The sequence below is a fragment of the Pseudonocardia sp. genome (assembly GCF_025465255.1).
In the GTDB taxonomy this organism is placed as follows: domain Bacteria; phylum Actinomycetota; class Actinomycetes; order Mycobacteriales; family Pseudonocardiaceae; genus Pseudonocardia.
Map to the genome: position 1 here is coordinate 1 of NZ_JAODNI010000057.1, position 20,669 is coordinate 20,669.

A 20,669-nucleotide genomic window follows, 5' to 3' on the forward strand; every position below is an offset into this window, starting at 1 on the left:
GCGGCAACCCGGTGCGCTCCATCAACGCCCGGATCGCCGTCGAGGCCAACTCGTGCGCCGCCACCTCGCGCAACGTCCCCCCGAACCCCCCGACCGGGGTCCGCAACGGCTCGCAGATCACCGCGTCCCGCATCTCTTCTCGCTCCTCGTTAGGATTCGTCGTAGAACTCAGCTGTACTGGCGGGTGAGCCACTCGGCGACGATCGCCGGGCGCTCCGAACCCTCGAGCTCGACAGTGATCTTGGTGGTGATCTGGACCGCGCCGCCGCCCACGTCCGCGACGTCGACGAGCTCGACATTGCCCCGTACCCGGCTACCCACGGGGACCGGGGAGGTGAACCTCACCTTGTTCAACCCGTAATTGATGCCCATCTTGACGTTGTCCACCCGGTACACCTGGGAGACCAGCACGGGGAGCAGCGACAGGGTGAGGAAGCCGTGGGCGATGGTCTTGCCGAAGGGCCCGTCCTTGGCGCGCTCGGCGTCCACGTGGATCCACTGGTGGTCCCCGGTCGCCTCGGCGAACTGGTCGATGTGGGACTGCTCGACCGTCACCCAGTCCGAGGCCCCGAGCTGCGAGCCCTTGGCCTGGCGAAGTTCGTCGACACCGTTGAAGACGCGCATGATCCACCCTTTCGGCGAGCTTGTGCTTGCGCGTCACCCTGCCACAGGGCCGGGCGTTCGTTCGATGTCCTCGACCACGGGCGTGCGGCCACCGGGCGAGCGGCGTGGCCGGGGGCGGGCCGTGCCCGGGAGCCCACCACGGACGGATGTTCGGCGCCCGGGCGGACCGCCCGTCGCTACGGGCCGCGACGGGGCGTTGCTCCGTTCGGCAACCGCAGGTCCGGCACACTATTGTTCGCCCCGGCGCGAGTGCTCGGGACGGGAACGATGACCACCGTGGGAACGGGTGACGCCACCCGGCTGCGGGGTGGCCAAGGATGAGCGGCTCCTCTGTCGAGACCACGGCGGGGATGGTGCACGAGGGTGTCCTCCACGAGGGCCCGGAGCACCTGGCCGCGCAGTTGCGCGAGCCGCTGGCCGGAGCCGTCTCCGATGGGGAGCGCGTCGTCGCCGTCATGGACGACCTGAGCCGCGAGGCCGTGAGCGCCGCGTTGGGCACCGCCGCGGAGCACGTCGAGTTCCTGGACCCCGTCGAGGTGCACCGCGTCCCCGCCTTCACCGTGGCCTCCCGCTGGGGCCGGCTGACCCGCAACGCCGGGCGGCCCGGAGCGCGCACGACGGTCGTCGCCCAGCATTTCGCGGACGTCGCCGGGCTCGGTCCGGACCACTGGATCCGGCTCGACGCCGCGCTGAACGTGGTGCTCGAGGGCCTGCCGATCACGATGCTCTGCCCCTGCCCGCAGGACCCCGAGACGCTGTCGATCGTCCGGGCCACCCACCCGACCCTGCGGATCGACGGTCACCGCGTCCCCAACGACCAGGTGCGGGACCCGATCGAGATCGTCGCCGAGTACCCGCCGCCCCCGCCGCCCGAGCTCGGCCCGCCGACGGCGCGCCTGGAGTTCCGGCTCGCGGACCTGCACGCGCTGCGCCGCCTCGTCGCCGCGGTGGCCGCCCGGACCGGCCTGGACCAGGAGCGCGCCGCGGACGTCGTCCTCGCGGTGAACGAGATCGCCACCAACAGCGTCGAGCACGGCCCCGGCCTCGGCGTCCTGCGGCTGTGGGCGGACGGCACCGGGATGGTCGCCGAGGTGCACGACACCGGGCGGATGACGATCCCGTTCCCCGGCATGGTCGCCCCACCGGCGTCCGGCGAGCGCGGGCGCGGGTTGTGGCTCGCCTCGGAGCTGACGGACGTCCTGCAGGTGTGGAGCGACGAGCGGAGCGGCACCGTCACCCGACTGCGGATGGACCTCGCCTGAGGGCTCCCCGCCCACGTGGCGGAGCGCCCGTCGACCGCAGGGTCCAGCGTCCCGGAGCGCCCCGCAGCACCGTCGCCGTCAGCGGGGCGACGTCGATCCGCCAGAAGCGGTCCGCGGGCGCGCCGAGCACGTCGAGCAGCACCGCCCGGACCACGGCGGCGTGGGTGATCGCCAGCAGGTTCCCCTCGGCGGGCAGCGAGGCCAGCCACTCCGACGCCCGCTCGATCGTGCGGGCCACGGACTCGCCGCCGTGCGGCGCCACGTCCGGGTCCGCGAGCCAGCGCCCCACGCCCTCGGGTTCGGCCGCCGCGACGTCGTCGAGCGTCCGGCCCGCCCAGCGGCCCGCGTCCAGGTCCGCGAGCAGCGGAGCGGTCTCGACGGGGTCGAGCGAGAGCGCCGCGGCCGTCTCCCGGGCCACCCGGGCGGGCGAGCAGAGCACCCGGCCGGGACGCGCGAACGTCCCGGCCAGCTCCGCAGCTCCGGCCCGGCCACGGAGGTCCAGCGGTTCGTCCGCCGGGAACGCGGCGCCCGCGGTCGCGGAGGTGGAGGCCGCGGCGAGCAGCGTGATCCGCGCGCTCACGCCCCTTCGAGCTCCAGCAGCAGCTTTCCGGTGTTCTCGCCCTTGAACAGCCGCAGCAGGACGTCCGGGAAGTCCCCGACGCCACCCCGGACCACGTCGTGGCGGCTGTGCAGCCTCCCCTCGGCGATCCACCGCGTCATCGCCGCGGCGGCCTCCGGGTAGCGCTCCGTGAAGTCCGTCACCACGAAGCCCTCCATCCGGGCGCGGTTGACCAGGAGGCTGAGGTAGTTCGCGGGGCCGGTCGGCTTGCCGGTCTTGTTGTACTGGCTGATCGCGCCGCAGATCGGCACCCGGGCGTGCGTGCGGAGGCGGCCGAGCGCGGCGTCCAGGATCTCGCCGCCGACGTTGTCGAAGTACACGTCGACGCCGTCCGGGGTCTGCGCCCGCAGCGCCTCGACGAAGTCCGCGGACCGGTAGTCGACGGCGGCGTCGAAGCCCAGCTCGTCGACGAGTTGGGCGCACTTCCGCGGCCCGCCCGCGATCCCGATGACCCGGCAGCCGCGGATCTTCGCCAGCTGCCCGACGATGCTGCCCACCGCACCGGCGGCCCCGGACACGAGCACCGTCTCGCCGTCCTTCAGCGCACCCACATCGAAAAGCCCGAAGTACGCCGTCATCCCCGGCATGCCGAGCACGGCGAGGTTCGTGGGCAGGTCCGCGTCCGGGGCGAGCTTCTGCACGCCGCGGCCGTCCGAGACGGCATACGTCTGCACGCCGAACAGGCCCGTGACCAGGTCACCCACGGCGAAGTCCGGATGCGCCGACGCCACGACCTCGCCACCGGCGAAGGCCCGCATGACCTCGCCGATCTGCACCGGCGGCACGTAGGAGCGGCCCTCGTTCATCCACCCGCGCATCGCCGGGTCCGGCGAGACGTATCGGACGGCGACGACGAACGTGCGCTCGGCGGGATCCCCGATCTCCGTCTCGGTGCGGTCCCACACCTCCGGCGTGGGAAGGCCCGAGGGCCGCGCGGCGAGCCGGATCTGATGGGTCACGAACGTCATGGCCCCATCTAGCCATGTCGTTGGCCGGGCCCGCAGCGGCGGGTGCAGGATGTCCGGGTGGACGCGGTGCAACGGTTCGTCAGGCTCGTCTCGGCACCGGAGCCCCCGCTGGACGAGGCCGCGCTGCTCATCGCGGCCGGCGCGGACCCGTCGCTGGATCCGGGCCGCTGGCTGCACGAGCTGGATCGCCTCGCCGCGGGGGTGGACTCGCTGCCGCGGTTGCTGCGCCGGCTCTTCCTCGAGGAGGGCTTCCGGGGCAACGCGAGCAACTACTACGACCCCCGGAACTCCCTGCTCCCGCACGTCCTGACCCGCCGGACGGGAATCCCGATCTCGCTTGCCGTGGTGTGCATCGAGGTCGGCCGACGGGCCGGGATCCCGCTCGAGGGCGTCGGGATGCCGGGCCACTTCCTCGTCCGGGTGCCGGGCACGGACCAGCACCTCGACGTGTTCGACGGCGGCCGTCGCCTGGACCTCGCCGGCTGCGAGGCGCGCTTCCGCACGGCGACGGGCGCGGGGCCGCGAATCCGGTTCGGGCCGCACCTGCTGGCCCGCGCCTCAACCCGGGAGATCCTGTCCCGGATGCTGGAGAACCTGCGCGGCGTCTACCGGGCCGGCGGCGGGCCCGCGCGCCGGGAGTGGGTGCTGCGGATGCGCCTGGCACTGCGGGCGGACGAGGCCGCGCTCGTCGAGCTGGGCGAGGTGCTCGGGGAGCAGGGCCGCTGGGGCGAGGGCGCGCGGCTGATCGACAGCTGGCTGACGGGCCGGGCCCGGGTGGACCCGCCGACGCGGGACCGCCTGGTCCTCGCCTCCCGGACGCTGCGGGCGCACCTGAACTAGCGCCGTACGGTGGACGGCGTGAGCACTCCCCCGCGCGTCCTGATCACGAACGACGACGGCATCGACTCCCCGGGCCTGTGGACGCTGGCGCGCGGCGCCCGGGATGCCGGGTTCGACGTCGTCGTGGCCGCGCCGCACACCAACGCCAGCGGGGTGGGCGCGTCGATCCTCGCCGTGTCCGACCGGCACCGCACCCCCGTCCACCCGCGGGCGCTACCCGGGCTCGACGGGATCCCCGCGTTCGCGGTGGAGGGGCATCCGGCGTTCATCGTGCACGCGGCCGGGCGCGGCTGGCTGGACCCGCTGCCGGATCTCGTGTTCTCCGGGATCAACCTCGGCGCGAACGTCGGGCATGCGGTGATCCACTCGGGGACGGTCGGCGCGGTCCTCACCGGCGCGCTGCACGGCTGGAGCGGCCTGGCGGTCTCGCTGGACAGCGGGCTGAGCGAGCCGGAGGTGCCGCACTGGGAGACGGTGCTGACCGTGCTCCCGGAGGTGCTCGGGATGCTGACCTCGATGCCCGCGGCGACGCTGCTCTCGCTGAACGTCCCGGACCGGCCGGCGGACGAGCTGGGGCCGCTGCGGGAGGCCACGCTGTCGTCGTTCGGGGCCGTTCAGGTCCGGGTGGATCACACCCCGGGCGTCGACGACGGCCCGGGCAGCCTGCTCACGACGATCTCCCAACCGGACGGTGCCTACGACCCGGGCTCGGACATCGCGTTGCTCGCTCAGGGTCACCCCACGCTGACCGAACTGTCCTTGGTGGAGGCGAGGCCGGGCCTGCTCTCGCAACGCTCCGTCACGCGTTCTGCTTGACGAGGTACGCCCACCCGCATGACGGGGCACGGTGTGGGCGAGGCTCAAGGCGCATCGTCGACGGAACACCCCCGGATGGGGTGTGACCGGTCCCACGTCGCACACTGTCACTATGGGTGACGGTGACATGAGGTACGAATGGTCGACCCGCTTCGCGCGCGCCATCGCGGAGGAGCTCCGCCAGGGCGTCGCGAGCGGGGCGATGAGCCGGTTCGAGGCGGACCAGCTGCTGAACCGGATGCGCACCGTCGTCGAGCAGGCCCTGGAGCCGGCACCGATCCTGGGCTGAGGGTCCTAGTGCTCGTCCTTACCGGTGAGCAGCTCCTCGAGCTCGTCCGCGACCTTCACGACGAGCCGGAACGGCAGGTCGAAGCCGGTCAGCTCACCCTCGTGCAGCGGGATGGAGTGCCGGAAGAGGGCCACACCGTCCTCGGCCGCGACCCCGCCGACGACGGACTCGGACGCCTTGGCGAGCAGCAGCGGCAGGTCCAGGTCCGCGATGCGGCCGATCGGGGACTCGATCTGCGCCCAGGCCTGGCCGTCGGCGTCCGTCTTGTGCCGGACGACCACCAGCTGGGTGCGCTCCTCCGTGGTGGGCAGGTTGAACCACAGCTCCGCCTCGCTCGAGCGCATGATCTCGTAGCGCACCCGCACGAAGGACACGAGATCGTCCCAGCTCGCCACGTCGGCTCCTCCCCTTGCACCGGTCTCTCCGGCACGTCGCGACGCTACCGTGCCCAGCTCATCCCGTGCGGTCCGAGGTTGCCAGTCGATCTGCCGGCGCGCGGTCGTCGGTGAGCACATCGGACTCCGGGACCGGCGCCGAACACCGGGCCGAGCAGCCGGACGACCGGCCGGACCGCCAGCACGCCGAGGCCACCGAGGGCGAGCCCGAGCGTCGCGACCCGGCGGGGCGGCACGAGGTCCGCCCAGCGGCCGCCGAGCGCTGCACCGGCCGCGATCCCCGCGAGGGCGACGCCGATGACGGCCGTCGTCGACTCCAGCGTCAGGCCGACGTACGGGGCGACGAGCCGGGTCGCGAGGGTCTCGACGACGAGGATCGCCGCGCCGCTGACGAGGACGGTGATCCGGGCCAGGAGGGGGCGCACCGGGACATCCTCGTGCGGCGGCGACGAGGTCGCCGCGCCGCCCCCGTCGCCGGGCGGAAGCGGGCCGGCCTCGAGGTCGTCCGGGACGTCAACGCCAGTCGTCGACGACCAGGGCGTCCGGCCGGTGGTAACCGGGCTCGTCCGGGCGATGCATGGCGACCCCGATCAGGTCCGCGCGGTAGCCCCGCTCGCCGAGCATCCGATAGGCGTCACGCCGGGCGGTGTTCACCCCGGCCACCACACGGCCCGCTCCTCGCGTGGTGGCGAAGGCCTCGCAGGCAGAACCCGACACTGCCCCACCGGGTGGCGAAGGTGGACCCGACGAGCCGGCCGTCGACCTCCGCGGTCAGCGCGGCCTGCGGCGCGGCGGTCCAGCGGCTGCGGACGTAGTCACCGTCGCCGAGGAACGCCATCGGGTCCGGCAGCCCCAGGAACGTCCCGAACGCCGTCCGCATGATTCGGTCGGCGTCCGTCAGGTCGGCCTCGATCATCGGCCGCACCTTGAGGCTCTCGGCCTGGCCGGCCTCCGTGGCAGTCGTCACGACGCCCCTCCTCGGACGGGACGGGCGCGCAGCGCTGACCAGCTGCTGCCGCCCGGGTCCGGGAGCAGCCCGTCCACGTCGGAGGAACCAACGTAGTGACGGTCTGCCATCGCTGCGACGGCTGATCGGTCGACGCAACGCCCCACCAGGCCCGCCCGCCGCGCGGGCCGGGGGCCCGCACGACGAAGACGGCTACAGGCCGAGCTGGCGGGCGATCAGCATCCGCTGGACCTCCGATGTGCCCTCGCCGACCTCCAGGATCTTCGCGTCCCGGTAGAAGCGGCCGACGGGGTACTCGTTCATGAAGCCGTAGCCGCCGAAGATCTGCGTGGCGTCCCGGGCGTTGTCCATCGCGGCGTTGGAGGACACCAGCTTGGCGATGGCCGCCTCCTTCTTGAACGGCTCGCCCTTCAGCATCTTCGCCGCGGCGGCGTAGTAGGCCAGCCGCGCGGTGTGCGCCCGGACCTCCATGTCCGCGATCTTGAACTGGATCGCCTGATACTTCCCGATCGGGCTGCCGAAGGCCTGCCGCTCGTGGGCGTAGCGCAGGGACTCGTCGACACAGCCCTGGGCGAGCCCGACGGACAGGGCCGCGATCGCGACGCGGCCCTCGTCGAGGATCGAGAGGAACTGCGCGTAGCCCCGGCCCCGGATGCCGAGCAGGTTCGCGGCGGGGACGCGGACATCGTCGAAGAAGAGCTCGTGGGTGTCCGAGGAGCACCAGCCGACCTTCGAGTACGGCTTCGCCACGGTGAACCCGGGCGTGCCGGACGGGATGACGATCGCCGAGATCTCCTTCTTCTCGTCCGTCCCGCCGGTCACCGCGGTGACGGTGACGATCTCGGTGATGTCCGTGCCGGAGTTCGTGATGAAGCACTTGGACCCGTTGATCACCCACTCGTCGCCGTCGAGGCGGGCGGTGGTGCGGGTGGCTCCGGCGTCGGACCCGCCGCCGGCCTCGGTCAGGCCGAAGGCACCGAGCTTCTCGCCGGCCGCGAGCTGCGGGAGCCACTGCGCCTTCTGCTCGTCCGAGCCGAAGCGGTAGACGGGCATCGCGCCGAGCGACACCCCCGCCTCCAGGGTGATCGCGACGGACGAGTCGACGCGCGCGAGCTCCTCCAGGGCGAGGCAGAGTGCGAAGTAGTCCCCGCCCATGCCGCCGAACTCCTCGCTGACGGGCAGGCCGAACAGGCCCATCGCGCCCATCTTGCGGACGAGCTCGTACGGGAACTCCTCGCGCTCGTAGAGGTCCCCGATGACCGGGGCGACCTCCTTCTGCGCGAAGTCCTCGACGGTGGCCCGCAGCGCGGCGTGCTCCTCGCTGAGGTCGAGGTCCATGTCAGTTCTCCTCGGGTGTCTCGATGATCAGCAGCGCGGCGTCCTTGGCGACCGTGCCGCCGGCCCGCGCGCGCAGCTCGCGGACCACGCCGTCGACCGGCGCGGTGAGCACGTGCTCCATCTTCATGGCCTCGACGACGACGAGCTTCTGCCCTGCCGTCACCTCCTGGCCCTCGGTGACCTCGACGACGGTCACGGTGCCGGGCATCGGCGAGAGCACCGGCCCGCCGCCGCCCGCGACGTCGGCCATCGCGGCCTCGAGCGGCTCCTGCTCCCGCACGGACCAGGAGTACCCGTCCCGGCCGATCCACAGGACGCCGTCCTCGCCCCGCGCGGTGGCGTAATGCCTGCTCACGCCGCCCTGTGAGTGGGAAACCTCGTTAGAACGAGGTTTCCCGCTCACAGGGCGGGTCGAGGTGCGGACACTCTCGCCGCCGTCGAGGGAGATCTCGGCGTCCGGCGCCCGGCCGCGGACACGGACCTCGACGGCGTCGTGGCCGGACGCGACGAGTTTGCGCGTGACCCACGCGGGGCCGCCGAGCCGCCAGCCGCCGGGGACGTCGAAGGGATCGACGATCTCGCCGTGGGGCTCGAGGCGGAGCAGGGCGCAGCCGGTCGCGACGCCCAGGACGTCCTGCGGGAGGTCCGCTGCCGCCAGGTCGTCGACGCGGCGGCCGACGAGGCCGGTGTCCAGGTTCCCGGCGCGGACGTCGTCGTCCGCCAGCAACCCGCGGAGGAAGCCGATGTTCGTCCCGAGCCCGAGCAGCACGGTGTTCCCGAGCGCGGCGTCGAGCCGGCGCAGGGCCTCCGCCCGGTCCGCGCCGTGCGCGATCACCTTGGACAGCATCGGGTCGTAGTCCGACCCGACCGTCCCGCCCTCGGCGATCCCGGAGTCCACCCGGACGCCCGGTCCCCCCGGCTCGTCGAGGGCGAGGATCCGGCCGCCGGTCGGGAGGAAGCCCGCGGCCGGGTCCTCCGCGTAGACCCGCGCCTCGACGGCGTGCCCGTGCAGCGCCACGTCCGCCTGCGCGAGCGGCAGCGGCTCCCCCGCGGCGACCCGGAGCTGCAGCTCGACGAGGTCCAGCCCGGTCACCATCTCCGTCACCGGGTGCTCGACCTGCAGGCGCGTGTTCATCTCCATGAAGAAGAACTCGTCCGGCCGGTCGGCGCCCACGATGAACTCGACGGTCCCGGCGCCGGTGTAGCCGCAGGCCCGGGCGGCCTCGCACGCCGCCGCCCCCATCGCCTCCCGCTGCTCGGGTGTGAGCAGCGGCGACGGCGCCTCCTCGACGATCTTCTGGTGCCGCCGTTGCAGCGAGCACTCCCGCTCGCCGAGGTGCACGACGTTCCCGTGCGCGTCGGCCATCACCTGGATCTCGATGTGCCGCGGCGTCGTCACCAGGCGTTCGACGAGCAGGGTGTCATCCCCGAAGGACCCGCGCGCCTCCCGCCGGGCGCTCGCGATGGCGTCGGCGAGCGCATCCGCCGAGTGGACCTCGCGCATCCCCTTGCCGCCACCGCCCGCGGACGGCTTGAGCAGCACCGGGAAGCCGATCTCCTCGACGGCGAGGGCCAGGTCGTCGTCGGAGAGCCCGGCGCCGTCCGAGCCCGGGACGACCGGAACGCCGGCCTTCGCCACGGTCTGCTTGGCGCGGATCTTGTCGCCCATCGCCTCGATCGCGGACGCCGGCGGCCCGACGAACACGATCCCCGCGGCCTCGCAGGCCGCGGCGAACGCGGTGTTCTCCGACAGGAACCCGTAGCCCGGGTGGATCGCCTCGGCGCCGGTGGCGCGCGCGGCCTCGATGACGCGTTCGATCGACAGGTAGCTCTCCGCCGCCGCTGCCGGCCCGAGCCGCACGGCGACGTCGGCCGCCGCGACGTGCGGGGCGGAGGCGTCGGCGTCCGAGTACACGGCCACCGACCGGATACCGAGGGACCGGAGCGTCCGGATCACCCGGACCGCGATCTCCCCACGGTTCGCGACCATCACCGTCGAGAACATCCGCGCACCCCCTTCGCCGCTGCACGAACGGCACTCTCGATCACCAGGTATGAGCCAACGGCACTTTCGTGCAACGGAGCCGGCAGCACGGCGCTCACATCCGGAAGACGCCGAACGCCGGATCGGCGAGGGGCGCGTTGACGGCGGTGGACAGGGCGAGCCCGAGGACGGTCCGGGTGTCCGCGGGGTCGATGACGCCGTCGTCCCAGATCCGGGCAGTGGAGTAGTACGGATGGCCCTGGTGCTCGTACTGGGCCCGGATCCGGTCCTTGAACTCCTCCTCGGGCGTCTCGTCCCGGGGCGAGCGGACGGCGGCCAGCACCGTCGCGGCCTGCTCCCCGCCCATCACCGAGATCCGCGCGTTGGGCCACATGAAGAGGAACCGCGGCGAGTACGCCCGCCCGCACATCGAGTAGTTCCCCGCCCCGAAGGACCCGCCGATGACGACGGTCAGCTTCGGCACCCGGGTGGACGCCACGGCCGTCACCATCTTGGCGCCGTTCTTCGCGATGCCGCCGGCCTCGTACTCCCGGCCGACCATGAACCCGGAGATGTTCTGCAGGAACACCAGCGGGATCCCGCGCTGGTCGCACAGCTCGATGAAGTGCGCGCCCTTGACCGCGGACTCGGAGAACAGGATCCCGTTGTTCGCGACGATCCCCACGGGATGCCCGTGGATGTGCGCGAACCCGGTGACCAGCGTGGTGCCGTACTCGGACTTGAACTCGTGGAACCGCGACCCGTCGACGACCCGCGCGATCACCTCGCGCACGTCGTAGGGGGTCCGGGAGTCCGTCGGCACCGCCCCGTAGAGCTCGGCCGGGTCCACCACCGGCTCCTCGGTGGGCACGACGTCCCACGGCCGGGGGGCGCGCGGCCCGAGCGTCCCGACGATCGACCGGACGATCTGCAACGCGTGCGCGTCGTCGTTGGCGAGGTGGTCCGTGACGCCGGATACCTTGGAGTGCAGGTCCCCGCCGCCCAGCTCCTCGGCGGTGACGACCTCGCCGGTCGCGGCCTTCACCAGCGGCGGGCCACCGAGGAAGATCGTCCCCTGGTTCCGGACGATCACCGCCTCGTCGCTCATCGCCGGCACGTACGCGCCGCCCGCGGTGCACGAGCCCAGCACGGCGGCGATCTGCGGGATGCCCAGCCCGGACATCTGCGCCTGGTTGTAGAAGATGCGGCCGAAGTGCTCGCGGTCCGGGAAGACGTCGTCCTGCTGCGGCAGGAACGCCCCACCGGAGTCCACCAGGTAGACGCACGGCAGCCGGTTGTGCAGCGCCACCTCTTGCGCGCGGAGGTGCTTCTTCACCGTCATCGGGTAGTAGGTGCCGCCCTTGACCGTGGCATCGTTGGCGACGATCACGCACTCGCGCCCGGCCACCCGCCCGACCCCGGTGATGATCCCGGCGCCCGGGGCCTCGTCGCCGTACATGCCGTTCGCCGCCATCGGGGACAGCTCCAGGAACGGCGACGACGGGTCGACCAGGTCGTCCACCCGGTCCCGCGGCAGCAGTTTCCCGCGCTCGACGTGCCGGGCGCGGGACTTCTCCGGCCCGCCGAGGCGGGCGGCCGCCAGGCGCGCGTTCAGGTCCGCGACCAGGGAACGGTGCGACTCCGCGTTCGCGGCGAACCGTTCGTCGCCCGGGTCCACCCCGCTGCGCAGCCGCGGTGCCTCGGTTCGGGTGTCCGGCATACCTCTCCCTCAGCCAACTCCGTCGTCACGCCGGTTAGCGATCGTTAACATGTTAGCGGTCGTTAACTGGATGTGCCAGGGCCTTCAGCGGGCTCACATGGAGCGCCTTCTACGGTTCGGGGCGTGCGCGTGCTTCTGGTCGAGGACGAACGGCCCCTTGCGGAGATGGTCCGCCGCGGACTCGCCCGTGAGGGCCACTCCGTGGACATGGCCCACGACGGGCCCGCGGGGCTCGAGGCGGCGCTCGCGGGCGCGCACGACGTCGTCATCCTGGACATCATGCTGCCGGGGCTCTCCGGCTACCGGATCCTGCAACGGCTGCGCGCCGCCGGGGTCTGGACGCCCGTCCTCATGCTCACGGCGAAGGACGGCGAGTACGACGAGGCGGACGCCTTCGACCTCGGCGCGGACGACTACCTGACCAAGCCGTTCTCGTTCGTCGTCCTGCTGGCCCGGCTGCGCGCCCTGCAGCGCCGCGCGGGAGACGCCAGGCCGAGCGTCCTGACCGTCGGGGACCTGAAGCTCGACCCCGCGCGGCACCGCGTGTTCCGCGGGGACACCGAGGTCACACTCACCCCGCGCGAGTTCGGCGTGCTGGAGCACCTGATGCGGCACGCCGGGGAGGTCGTCACGAAGACGGACATCCTGCGCGCCGTCTGGGACGCGCACTACGAGGGCGAGGTCAACGTGGTCGAGGTGTACGTCGGGTACGTCCGGCGCAAGATCGACGCGCCGTTCGGGACCACGTCCATCGAGACCCTGCGCGGCGTCGGCTACCGGATGGTCGAGCCCTAGAGGCTCTGTCCTGCGGGTCCGTGCCGAGCGTGCGGCGTTCCAGGTGTGGACGCCGAAGGCCGAGGAGGGGCCGATGCCGGGGTTGGATCGGCGCCGACGAGAACGCCGCGGGGCGCCGCCTGGGGCGGCGCACACCGGCAGGAGATCCGCAGGATTAGCCGCCCTTGGAGCGCGAGTAGCTCTCCGGGCGGACGACCGGCAGCGGCCCCGTCGGGTTGACGTCCGCGGGTGAGCGGGCCTCGCCGAGCCGGACCGGCGTCGTGAGCTCCCGGACCGGGCGGTCCGGCGCGGGCCGGCCCTGCGGGACCGGGATCGGCCCGGACGTCGACTCCGGGCGCGGCCGGGGCCGGCCACCCGGCGGGACGACGGGTGTGGGCCCGGTCGGCCGGTCGTCGTAGAGCGGCTGCGTCTCCTGGGCGGGCGGCGCGGTCTCGGCCGGGTCCCGCTCCGCGGCCGGCCCGGCCGGCATGGTCACCCGGAATAGCGCCCCGCCCAACTCGGACTCGCCGATCTCGACGCCGCCGCCGTGTGCGGCCATCACCTCGGCGACGATCGCCAGGCCGAGCCCGGCGCCGCCGTCGGATCGTGCGCGGGCCTCGTCGAGGCGCACGAACCGCTCGAAGACGCGCGTGCGTTGCTCCGGCGGGACGCCCGGCCCGTCGTCGCCGACCTCGACCACGGCCCGGTCGCCCTCGCGGCGCAGCGTCACCAGCACCCGCGACTCGGCGTGCCGGCGGGCGTTGTCCACGAGGTTGCGCACGACCCGGACCAGCTGCCCGCGGTCCCCGACGACGCGCACCGGCTCGGCGCGGACCATGACGCCGTCCGCACCCACCCGGGCCCCGCCGATGTCCGACGGCCGGCCCCGCTCGGCCTCCACGATCTCGTCGAGGTCGACCTCGTCGTGCCGTGGCTGCAGGCCGCGCTCGTCGGCCCGGGCGAGCAGCAGCAGCCCGTCGACGAGCCTGCCGAGCCGGTCCGCCTCGGTGCGCATCGAGCGGACCGTGGCCCCGTCCGGGCTGTCCGGGTGGTGCGCGCCGGCGATCAGCTCGAGGCCGGAGGAGATGGTGGCGAGCGGGCTGCGCAGCTCGTGGCTGGCGTCCGCGACGAACCGGCGCTGGTTGGTCTGCGCGCCCTCCAACCGGCCGAGCATCTGGTTCATCGTGGCCGCGAGCCGGCCGATCTCGTCCTGGGTCACGGGCTCGGGGACACGCCGGTCCAGGTCCCGGTCCGTGAGGCTCGCGACGTGGGCGCGGATCCGCTCGACGGGACGCAGCGCGCGGCCGGCGAAGAGGTAGGTGAAGAACCCGGCGACCACCACGAGGATCGGCACCCCGATGTAGACCATGGTCTTGACCGTGTCGACGGCCTTGTGCACGGGTTCGAGCGGTTGTGCGGCCAGGATCGTGATGGGCCGGCCGAAGGGCTGCAACCCCACCGCCACCACCTGGACCTCCTGGGTGGTGCCGTCCCCGAGCTCGACCCGGGTCGGGCCGACCACCCTCGTCCGGCCGCGCTCGACCAGCACGTCGGACATCTTCGGCATGCTCGCCAGCGGGTCCGACGCCGCGATGATCTGGATGTCCGGCTCGTCCGGGTCGTCGTTGTTCCAGTCCGTGACGACCTGGATCAGGTCCGTGCGCTTGCCGGTGGTGTCGAGCGCGTTGTCCCGGACGTTGCCGGTGGCGGTGAAGTTCGCCGCGATCCGCTGGCCGACCTGCTCGGCCTGCTGGGTGGCCGCCTCGTCGAGCTGGGTCTGCAGGGACCGGTTCAGCAGCAGCACCAGGGAGAACCCGGCCACCACCAGGACGACGGCCACCGCGGTGGCGGCCGCGAGCGCGGACGCCACCCGGACACCCATCCGGGCGCGGAGCCAGCGCAGACCGAGCATCCGACCAGCGTAGAGGGGCCGGCCTGTGTCCAGGCTGAGACATTCGTCGGACGTTAGCGTTCGTTAACCTGACGCGCTACGCTCGGCCGATGGCGGCACCGGAGGTGGATCCGCGAACGGGCGCGCCCAGCCGTCGGGAGCAGATCCTGCAGGTGGCCGCGCGGCTCTTCGCGAAACACGGCTTCCACGGGGTGAGCATCACCGACCTCGGCGCGGCCGTGGGGATCAGCGGGCCCGCCCTGTATCGGCACTTCCCGGGCAAGGAGGCGCTGCTCGCGGAGATGCTGCTCCGGATCAGCGAGGACCTGCTCGCCGGCGGCCGGGCCCGCAGCAGGGGGGCGCCGCGGGACGTCCTGGCCGCGCTCGTGGACTTCCAGCTGGACTTCACCCTGCGGGAGCCGGAGCTGATCGTGGTGCAGGACCGGGACCTGGACAACCTGCCCGACGACGCCCGCCGCCGGGTCCGTCAGCTGCAGCGCACCTATGTCGAGATCTGGGTGGACACGCTGCGCCGGATCCATCCCGGGCTCTCGGCCGACTCCGCGCGGATCGCCGCGCACGGCACGTTCGGCCTGCTCAACTCCACCCCGCACAGCGGCTCACGGGGCAGCCCCGACGAGGTGGCCGCGCTCCTGCGCACCATGGCGCTCACCGCCCTCGACGGCCTCGGGCCAGCCGGGGCGGACGAGCAGCCGTAGCCCGTTCAGGCAGACGAGCACCGTCGACAGCTCGTGCCCGGCCACGCCCACGGCCAGCGGCAACGTACCGGCGAGGTCCCACACGACCAACCCGACGATCACCGCGGCGGCGAACGCGAGGTTGGCCCGGGCGACCCGGCAGGCCCGCCGCGCGAGCGTGACCAGCGGCGCGGGCGCGCCGAGCGGGTCGCGCAGCAGCACGCCGTCGGCCGCCTCGGTGCTCAGCGAGCCGGCCCCCTCGGCGACCGCGAGCCCGACGTCCGCGGTGGCCAGCAGGGGGGCGTCGTTGATCCCGTCGCCGACGGCGAGCACGATGCGCCCCTCGGCCCGCCACCCGTCGACGATCGCGGCCTTGTCCGCGGGCAGCAGGCCGGCGTGGACGCGCGAGACACCGACGCGGGCCGCCACGCCTTCCGCGGGGCCGGCCGCATCGCCCGTGAGCAGCGCGGGAGCCTCGCCCACCGCGTCGGCCAGCGCGGCCACCGCCGCGCGGGCCCCCGGCCGCAGCTCGTCCGCGAGCACGAGCGTCCCGGCCGGTTCCCCGTCCACGAGCACGTCGACGACCGTGTGGTCCACGGCCGGCGTGGCCGACCGGCCGACCCACACCTCCCGGCCCCCGACGACGGCCCGGACCCCGCTCCCGGGAACCGCCGCGAAGTCCGTGGCCGGCGCCAGGGCGAGCCCCCGCCGTCGGGCCTCGGCGACGACCGCCCGGCCGAGCACGTGCTCGCTCCCCGCCTCCGCGGCGGCGGCCAGGGCCAGCAGCGCGTCGGCCGTCCCAGCCAGCGGCCGGACGTCCCGCACCTCCGGCCGCCCACGGGTCACGGTGCCGGTCTTGTCCAGGGCGACGGCGTCGACCTCGGCGAGCGTCTCGACGACCGTCGCGTCCTTGAGCAGCACCCCGCGCCGCCCGGCGACGGCGATCGCGGCGAGCAGCGGCGGCATCGTTGCCAGGACGATCGCGCACGGCGACGCGACGATCATGAAGGTCATCGCCCGGAGCAGGGTCCCGCGGAGATCCGCGCCGAACGCGAGCGGGACAGCGACGAGCGCCAGCGCCCCGACCACGACCAGCACGGAGTAGCGCCGCTCGATCCGCTCAACGAAGAGCTGCCGCCGCGACTTCGTCTCCGCGGCCCGCCCGACCTGCGCCGCGATTCCCGCGACGAGCGTGTCCGCGGGGTCCTTGTCGACCCGGACGCGGATGCTCCCGGTCCCGTTGACCGTCCCGGCGTGCACCTCGTCGCCGGTACCGCGGCGCACCGGCAGCGGTTCCCCGGTGAGGCTCGCGGTGTCGATCTCCGTGACGCCGTCGAGCACGGTGCCGTCCGCCGGGACCCGCTCGCCCGGCCGGACCACGACCTCGTCCCCGACGGCCAGGTCCGCGGCCCGGACCTGCTGCTCGCCGTCGGGCCCGACCCGGTTCGCCCTCTCGGGCGCCAGGTCGAGCAGCCCGGTGATGCCCGCGCGGGTGCGCGCCGTCATGACGGCCTCCAGAGCGCCCGAGCTCGCGAAGATGACGATCAGCAGCGCGCCGTCCAGGTACTGGCCGATCGCGGCGGCCCCCAACGCGGCGACGATCATCAGCAGGTCGACGTCCAGGGTCCGCTCCCGCAGCGCCCGCAGCCCCTCCATGGCCGGCTCCCACCCGCCGGCGAGGTAGCAGGCGGCGTACAGGGCCGCGACGAGCGGCGCTGGCGCGCCGAGCATTTCCGCGGGGACGGCCAGGGCGAACGCCGCGAGCGCCAGGGCCGCCCAGCGCACCTCGGGCAGGGACAGGAGACGGGACATGCGGATCACCGTACCTTCGCAGGCATGCAGATACGCATTCAGGAAGGTGTACCGCGAGCTGTTCAGGTGCTCAGGTGTCGGCGACCGATACGCGTCGCGCCGCGAACCTGTGTAGGTCAGGAGCGCGCCCGCAGGACCGGCGGCTCGCCCGTCGACCCCCGGTTGACGCCGACGAGGCCCCGCAGCCGGGGCTCCCCGCCGTACGCGGCGTGCATCCGCGGGCCCGCGGCGAGCAGCCCGCCGTCGACGACGACCTCCTCGCCCGTCACGAACCGCGACGCGTCCCCGCAGAGGAACGCGATCACCTCCGCGACGTCCTCGGGCCGGCCGAGGTCCGGCCAGGGCTGCGCCTCCGCCATCACCGCGGCCGTCGCGTCCAGGTCCCCGCCGATCAACGGTGTGACGATCACGCCCGGGCACACGGTGTTGACCCGGATCCGGTCCGCGCCCAGCTCGGCCGCGGCCACCTTGCCCAGGTTGAGCACTGCGGCCTTCGCCGCGGAGTAGGCCTGCGGGCCGGCGCCGCCGCTGAACGCCGCGATCGACGCCGTGTTCACGATCGCACCGCCGCGCCCGCCCGCCCGCATCGCGCGGGCCCCGTGCTTGATCCCGAGGAACACGCTGCGGACCAGCACGGCGAACGTGTAGTCCCAGTCCTCGACGGTGATGTCGGTGAGCGCCCCGAACGCGCCGCCGACCCCGGCGTTGTTCACCACCGCGTCGATCCGGCCGAACGCCGACACGCATCGCGCCACGGCCGCCTCGACGTCGTCCTCGCGGGACACGTCCGCCCGCACGAACTCCGCGCCGAGCTCGGCCGCGGTCCGCGCACCGGTCTCGCCGTTGAGGTCCGCCAGCACCACCCGCCAGCCGTCCGCCTGCAGCCGCGCGACCGCGGCCCGTCCGATACCGCTCGCGCCGCCGGTGACGAGTGCGGCCGGAGCCTCGTTGCCCATGCTCCGGACCGTAGCGCGCCCACCCCCTGTGAGCGACGTTTCGCGCTAGAGCGCGAATCGCCGCGCACGACCCCCGTCGAGCTGCGAGGACAGGAGGAACCGCAGCTCAGGGCGGGTCGTGAGCGCGCAGCCTCGTTCTAGCGAGGCTGCGCGCTCACAGGGCGGCCTGACGGCCGGCGATGGGGTCCGGGGCGGCGCAGGCGGCCGCGGCACGGGCGCGGCACTCGTCGAGGGTGACCGACGCGAGGGACGCGCCCACCGCGGCCAGCGCGCCGGAGCCCATCGACAGCGTGGCGACGCCCAGACCCACCAGCACGGGAGCCAGCGCCGGGTCCGCGGCGGCCTCCCCGCACACGCCGACCGGCGTCCCGGTCTCGGCGGACGCCTCACCGAGCATCCGGATGAGCCGGAGGAGGGCGGGCTGCCACGGGTCGTTCAGCGCGGCGACGGGCCCGGACTGGCGGTCCGCGGCGAACAGGTACTGCGCGAGGTCGTTGGTGCCGACGGACACGAAGTCCACCTCGGCCATGATCTCCCGGGCCGTCAGCACGGCCGCCGGGATCTCGATCATCACGCCCGCGCTGGTGATCCCGTGCGCGCGGCAGCGCGCGACGAACCAGCGCGCCTCCTCGGCCGTCGCGACCATCGGCGCCATCACCTTCAGCTCGGCTCCGGTCTCCTTCGCGGCCGCCGCCAGCCCCGCGAGCTGGCGTTCGAGCACCTCGGCGCCGTTGCCGGGGACCCGCGCGATCCGCAGGCCGCGGACCCCGAGCGCCGGGTTGGGCTCGCCGTCGAGCGTCAGGAAGGGCAGGGGCTTGTCCGCGCCGGCGTCGAGCGTCCGCGCCGTGACGGGCTTGCCGGCGAACGCGGCCAGCACGCCGTCGTAGACCTCGCGCTGCCGCTTCTCCGACGGCTCCTCGGCCGCGGACAGGAACGCGAGTTCGGTGCGGAACAGGCCGACACCCTCGGCCCGGTCGGCCGCACCCTTCGCGGCACCGGGCGCGTCGCCGACGTTCGCGAGCAGCGGGACGACGTGCCCGTCGGCGGTCCGGCCGACGCCGTCCCACTCCGCGACGACGGCGGCGGCACCGGCCACTGTCGCCTCCTCGGCGGTCGCCACCTCGACGACCTCGCCGGACGATCCGTCGACCACGAGGAACCGGCCGTCTGAGTAGGCGGTCGCCCCGGCACACCCGACCACGGCCGGGATGCCCAGCGAGCGGGCGAGGATCGCAGTGTGGCTGGTCGGCCCGCCCTGCTCCGTGACGAGGGCGAGGGCGACCCCGGGCCGCAGCCCCGCGGTGTCCGCGGGCGCGAGGTCCGCGGCGACGAGCACGGCGGGCGCCTCGAGGTCCGCGACGCCCGGGGCGGGCCGGCCCTGCAGCTCCGCGACGATCCGGTCCCGCACGTCCTGGATGTCCCGCGCGCGCTCGGCCATGTAGCCGCCCATGCCGGCGAGCATGTCCGCGAAGGCGTTCGCGGCCTCCCAGACCGCGCGCGGGGCGGGCCGGCCGTTGCCGACGAGCTCGCGCGCGTTGTCCAGCAGGGCCGGGTCCCCGACCATCGCGATCGTCGCCTCGAGGACGTCCTTCGCGTCGCCCGAGACGCTGTCCGCCCGCGCCTGCAACCGCGCGGACACCACCTCGGCGGCGGGTTCGATGCGTGCGGCCTCGGCGGCGGGGTCGGCCGGCGCGGGGCCGACCGGCGGCTCACCCGGCGCGTCCGCGACGCGCACGACGCGGCCACCGGCGCGTCCGGGACTGGCGGGGATGCCCTGCAGGGACAGGAGCGTCATTTGAATCTCCTCGGGGTTACTTCGACGTGACCCGTTGACAAACACAGTAAAACCCACATACTCGGACACAAGCAAGCAGAAAGCCGGGAGCAAACAAAGATGTATGCAGCGGAGCGACAGCAGTGGCTGCTCAACCGCACCCGTGAGGCGGGGCGGGTCGACGTGGCCGCGACGGCCGAGGAGCTCGACGTCACGCCCGAGACGATCCGGCGGGACCTCGGCACCCTCGAACGCCAGGGCCTCCTCCGGCGCGTCCACGGCGGTGCCATCCCCGCGGACCGGCTGGACTTCGAGCCCGCCATCGGCCAGCGGGACTCGCTCGCGGGCGTCGAGAAGGAGCGGATCGCCAAGGCCGCGCTCGCCGAGCTCGAGGGCTGCCTGACCGTCCTGCTGGACGCGGGCACCACCACCGCCCGGCTCGCCACGCTCCTCCCGCACGACCGTGAGCTGACGGTCGTCACCAACTCCTTGTCGATCGCCTCCATGCTCGCGACCCGGCCGAACATCGTCCTGCGGCTGCTCGGGGGCCGGGTCCGCGGGACGACGATGGCGGCCGTCGACGACTGGATGGTCGACACGCTCGCCACCCTCACCGTGGACGTCGCGTTCCTCGGTACCAACGGCTTCTCCCCCGAGCGGGGCCTCACGACACCGGACCCGGCGGAGGCCGCGGCCAAGCGGGCCATGATCGCCGCCGCCCGGCGTTCGGTCGTCCTCGCCGACGCCGCCAAGTACGGCGCGGACCAGTTCGTCCGCTTCGCCACGCTGGACCAGGTCTCGACGCTCGTCACCGACACCGGCCTGGACGCCGCGGCCGCCGCGACGATCGAGGCCGCCGGACCGCGAGTGGTGCGGGCCTGATGGGCGGCCACGCACTCCTTTCCGCGATGGCCCGGTCCTGCCCCGTCGACGCACCACTCC

21 protein-coding genes and 1 pseudogene are annotated in these 20,669 nt (G+C 73.8%); 7 read left to right on the forward strand and 15 right to left on the reverse strand.

Translation table 11 applies throughout. From position 1 onward, the window contains the following. Positions 1 to 133, reverse strand: a pseudogene (locus tag JWP64_RS05825) (acetyl-CoA C-acyltransferase); the annotation flags it as partial. 35 nt (positions 134 to 168) lie between these two features. After that, positions 169 to 624: a MaoC family dehydratase gene (locus JWP64_RS05830; RefSeq protein WP_297493218.1), complete on the reverse strand. Its 456-nt coding sequence runs from the start codon at positions 622 to 624 to the stop codon at positions 169 to 171. Positions 625 to 941: 317 nt separating this feature from the next. On the opposite strand from JWP64_RS05830, the gene JWP64_RS05835 reads away from it, so the two are divergent. Then, a complete protein-coding gene (locus JWP64_RS05835; RefSeq protein ID WP_297493223.1) occupies positions 942 to 1,886 on the forward strand; it encodes an ATP-binding protein in 945 nt (314 codons plus the stop codon). On the opposite strand, the gene JWP64_RS05840 is transcribed toward JWP64_RS05835, so the two are convergent. Both JWP64_RS05840 and JWP64_RS05845 read right to left on the reverse strand, forming a co-directional pair. Continuing rightward, positions 1,858 to 2,466, reverse strand: a complete 609-nt coding sequence (locus tag JWP64_RS05840) for a histidine phosphatase family protein (protein WP_297493226.1) — start codon at positions 2,464 to 2,466, stop codon at positions 1,858 to 1,860. The two genes, JWP64_RS05835 and JWP64_RS05840, sit on opposite strands and share 29 nt — an antisense overlap. Next, on the reverse strand, positions 2,463 to 3,473 hold the full coding sequence (locus tag JWP64_RS05845; protein WP_297493228.1) for an NADP-dependent oxidoreductase: 1,011 nt from the start codon (positions 3,471 to 3,473) through the stop codon (positions 2,463 to 2,465). Before JWP64_RS05845 ends, JWP64_RS05840 begins: the two co-directional genes overlap by 4 nt. Before the next feature lie 57 nt (positions 3,474 to 3,530). On the opposite strand from JWP64_RS05845, the gene JWP64_RS05850 reads away from it, so the two are divergent. The 3 genes from JWP64_RS05850 to JWP64_RS05860 all read left to right on the forward strand — a co-directional run bounded on the left by JWP64_RS05850 (position 3,531) and on the right by JWP64_RS05860 (position 5,418). Next, on the forward strand, positions 3,531 to 4,313 hold the full coding sequence (locus JWP64_RS05850; RefSeq protein WP_297493230.1) for a SirB1 family protein: 783 nt from the start codon (positions 3,531 to 3,533) through the stop codon (positions 4,311 to 4,313). Between the two features lie 18 nt (positions 4,314 to 4,331). Next, the gene (locus JWP64_RS05855) at positions 4,332 to 5,129 is read left to right on the forward strand and encodes a 5'/3'-nucleotidase SurE (RefSeq protein WP_297493232.1); all 798 of its coding nucleotides are present in this window, start codon (positions 4,332 to 4,334) and stop codon (positions 5,127 to 5,129) included. Positions 5,130 to 5,241: 112 nt separating this feature from the next. Beyond that, positions 5,242 to 5,418 carry a hypothetical protein gene (locus tag JWP64_RS05860; RefSeq protein ID WP_297493234.1) on the forward strand — a complete coding sequence of 59 codons (177 nt, stop codon included), beginning with the start codon at positions 5,242 to 5,244 and terminating at the stop codon, positions 5,416 to 5,418. A gap of 5 nt (positions 5,419 to 5,423) precedes the next feature. On the opposite strand, the gene JWP64_RS05865 is transcribed toward JWP64_RS05860, so the two are convergent. The 7 genes from JWP64_RS05865 to JWP64_RS05895 form a co-directional block, all read right to left on the reverse strand. Continuing rightward, positions 5,424 to 5,813 (reverse strand): hypothetical protein, encoded by a 390-nt coding sequence (locus JWP64_RS05865; RefSeq protein ID WP_297493236.1) that lies wholly within the window; start codon positions 5,811 to 5,813, stop codon positions 5,424 to 5,426. Between the two features lie 44 nt (positions 5,814 to 5,857). Further along, positions 5,858 to 6,238: a fused MFS/spermidine synthase gene (locus JWP64_RS05870; RefSeq protein ID WP_297493238.1), complete on the reverse strand. Its 381-nt coding sequence runs from the start codon at positions 6,236 to 6,238 to the stop codon at positions 5,858 to 5,860. 88 nt (positions 6,239 to 6,326) lie between these two features. Beyond that, positions 6,327 to 6,467: a hypothetical protein gene (locus tag JWP64_RS05875; RefSeq protein WP_297493240.1), complete on the reverse strand. Its 141-nt coding sequence runs from the start codon at positions 6,465 to 6,467 to the stop codon at positions 6,327 to 6,329. Further along, positions 6,448 to 6,780, reverse strand: coding sequence for a hypothetical protein (locus JWP64_RS05880; RefSeq protein ID WP_297493243.1), 333 nt, complete (start codon positions 6,778 to 6,780; stop codon positions 6,448 to 6,450). Before JWP64_RS05880 ends, JWP64_RS05875 begins: the two co-directional genes overlap by 20 nt. Positions 6,781 to 6,972: 192 nt before the next feature. Next, complete coding sequence (locus tag JWP64_RS05885) at positions 6,973 to 8,118, reverse strand: acyl-CoA dehydrogenase family protein (RefSeq protein ID WP_297493246.1); 1,146 nt, start codon at positions 8,116 to 8,118, stop codon at positions 6,973 to 6,975. Between the two features lies 1 nt (position 8,119). After that, entirely contained in the window at positions 8,120 to 10,123 is a 2,004-nt protein-coding gene (locus JWP64_RS05890; protein ID WP_297493248.1) for an acetyl/propionyl/methylcrotonyl-CoA carboxylase subunit alpha, read from the reverse strand. A 94-nt stretch (positions 10,124 to 10,217) separates the two neighbouring features. Next, a complete protein-coding gene (locus tag JWP64_RS05895; RefSeq protein ID WP_297493251.1) occupies positions 10,218 to 11,822 on the reverse strand; it encodes a carboxyl transferase domain-containing protein in 1,605 nt (534 codons plus the stop codon). Positions 11,823 to 11,945: 123 nt separating this feature from the next. On the opposite strand from JWP64_RS05895, the gene JWP64_RS05900 reads away from it, so the two are divergent. Next, a complete protein-coding gene (locus tag JWP64_RS05900; protein WP_297493254.1) occupies positions 11,946 to 12,617 on the forward strand; it encodes a response regulator transcription factor in 672 nt (223 codons plus the stop codon). A 154-nt stretch (positions 12,618 to 12,771) separates the two neighbouring features. Here the strand turns inward: JWP64_RS05900 and JWP64_RS05905 are convergent, their stop codons facing one another. Continuing rightward, the gene (locus JWP64_RS05905; RefSeq protein ID WP_297493257.1) at positions 12,772 to 14,508 is read right to left on the reverse strand and encodes a HAMP domain-containing sensor histidine kinase; all 1,737 of its coding nucleotides are present in this window, start codon (positions 14,506 to 14,508) and stop codon (positions 12,772 to 12,774) included. Between the two features lie 89 nt (positions 14,509 to 14,597). On the opposite strand from JWP64_RS05905, the gene JWP64_RS05910 reads away from it, so the two are divergent. Beyond that, complete coding sequence (locus tag JWP64_RS05910; RefSeq protein ID WP_297493261.1) at positions 14,598 to 15,206, forward strand: TetR/AcrR family transcriptional regulator; 609 nt, start codon at positions 14,598 to 14,600, stop codon at positions 15,204 to 15,206. Here the strand turns inward: JWP64_RS05910 and JWP64_RS05915 are convergent. The 3 genes from JWP64_RS05915 to JWP64_RS05925 form a co-directional block, all read right to left on the reverse strand. Further along, complete coding sequence (locus tag JWP64_RS05915; RefSeq protein WP_297493263.1) at positions 15,108 to 16,997, reverse strand: heavy metal translocating P-type ATPase; 1,890 nt, start codon at positions 16,995 to 16,997, stop codon at positions 15,108 to 15,110. The two genes, JWP64_RS05910 and JWP64_RS05915, sit on opposite strands and share 99 nt — an antisense overlap. Before the next feature lie 116 nt (positions 16,998 to 17,113). After that, the gene (locus JWP64_RS05920; RefSeq protein WP_297493267.1) at positions 17,114 to 17,953 is read right to left on the reverse strand and encodes an SDR family oxidoreductase; all 840 of its coding nucleotides are present in this window, start codon (positions 17,951 to 17,953) and stop codon (positions 17,114 to 17,116) included. A gap of 154 nt (positions 17,954 to 18,107) precedes the next feature. Beyond that, positions 18,108 to 19,748 carry a putative PEP-binding protein gene (locus tag JWP64_RS05925; RefSeq protein ID WP_297493269.1) on the reverse strand — a complete coding sequence of 547 codons (1,641 nt, stop codon included), beginning with the start codon at positions 19,746 to 19,748 and terminating at the stop codon, positions 18,108 to 18,110. 99 nt (positions 19,749 to 19,847) lie between these two features. Here JWP64_RS05925 and JWP64_RS05930 point away from each other — a divergent pair, with 99 nt between their 5' ends. Next, entirely contained in the window at positions 19,848 to 20,609 is a 762-nt protein-coding gene (locus JWP64_RS05930) for a DeoR/GlpR family DNA-binding transcription regulator (RefSeq protein WP_297493272.1), read from the forward strand. The last annotated feature ends 60 nt before the right edge of the window (positions 20,610 to 20,669 follow it).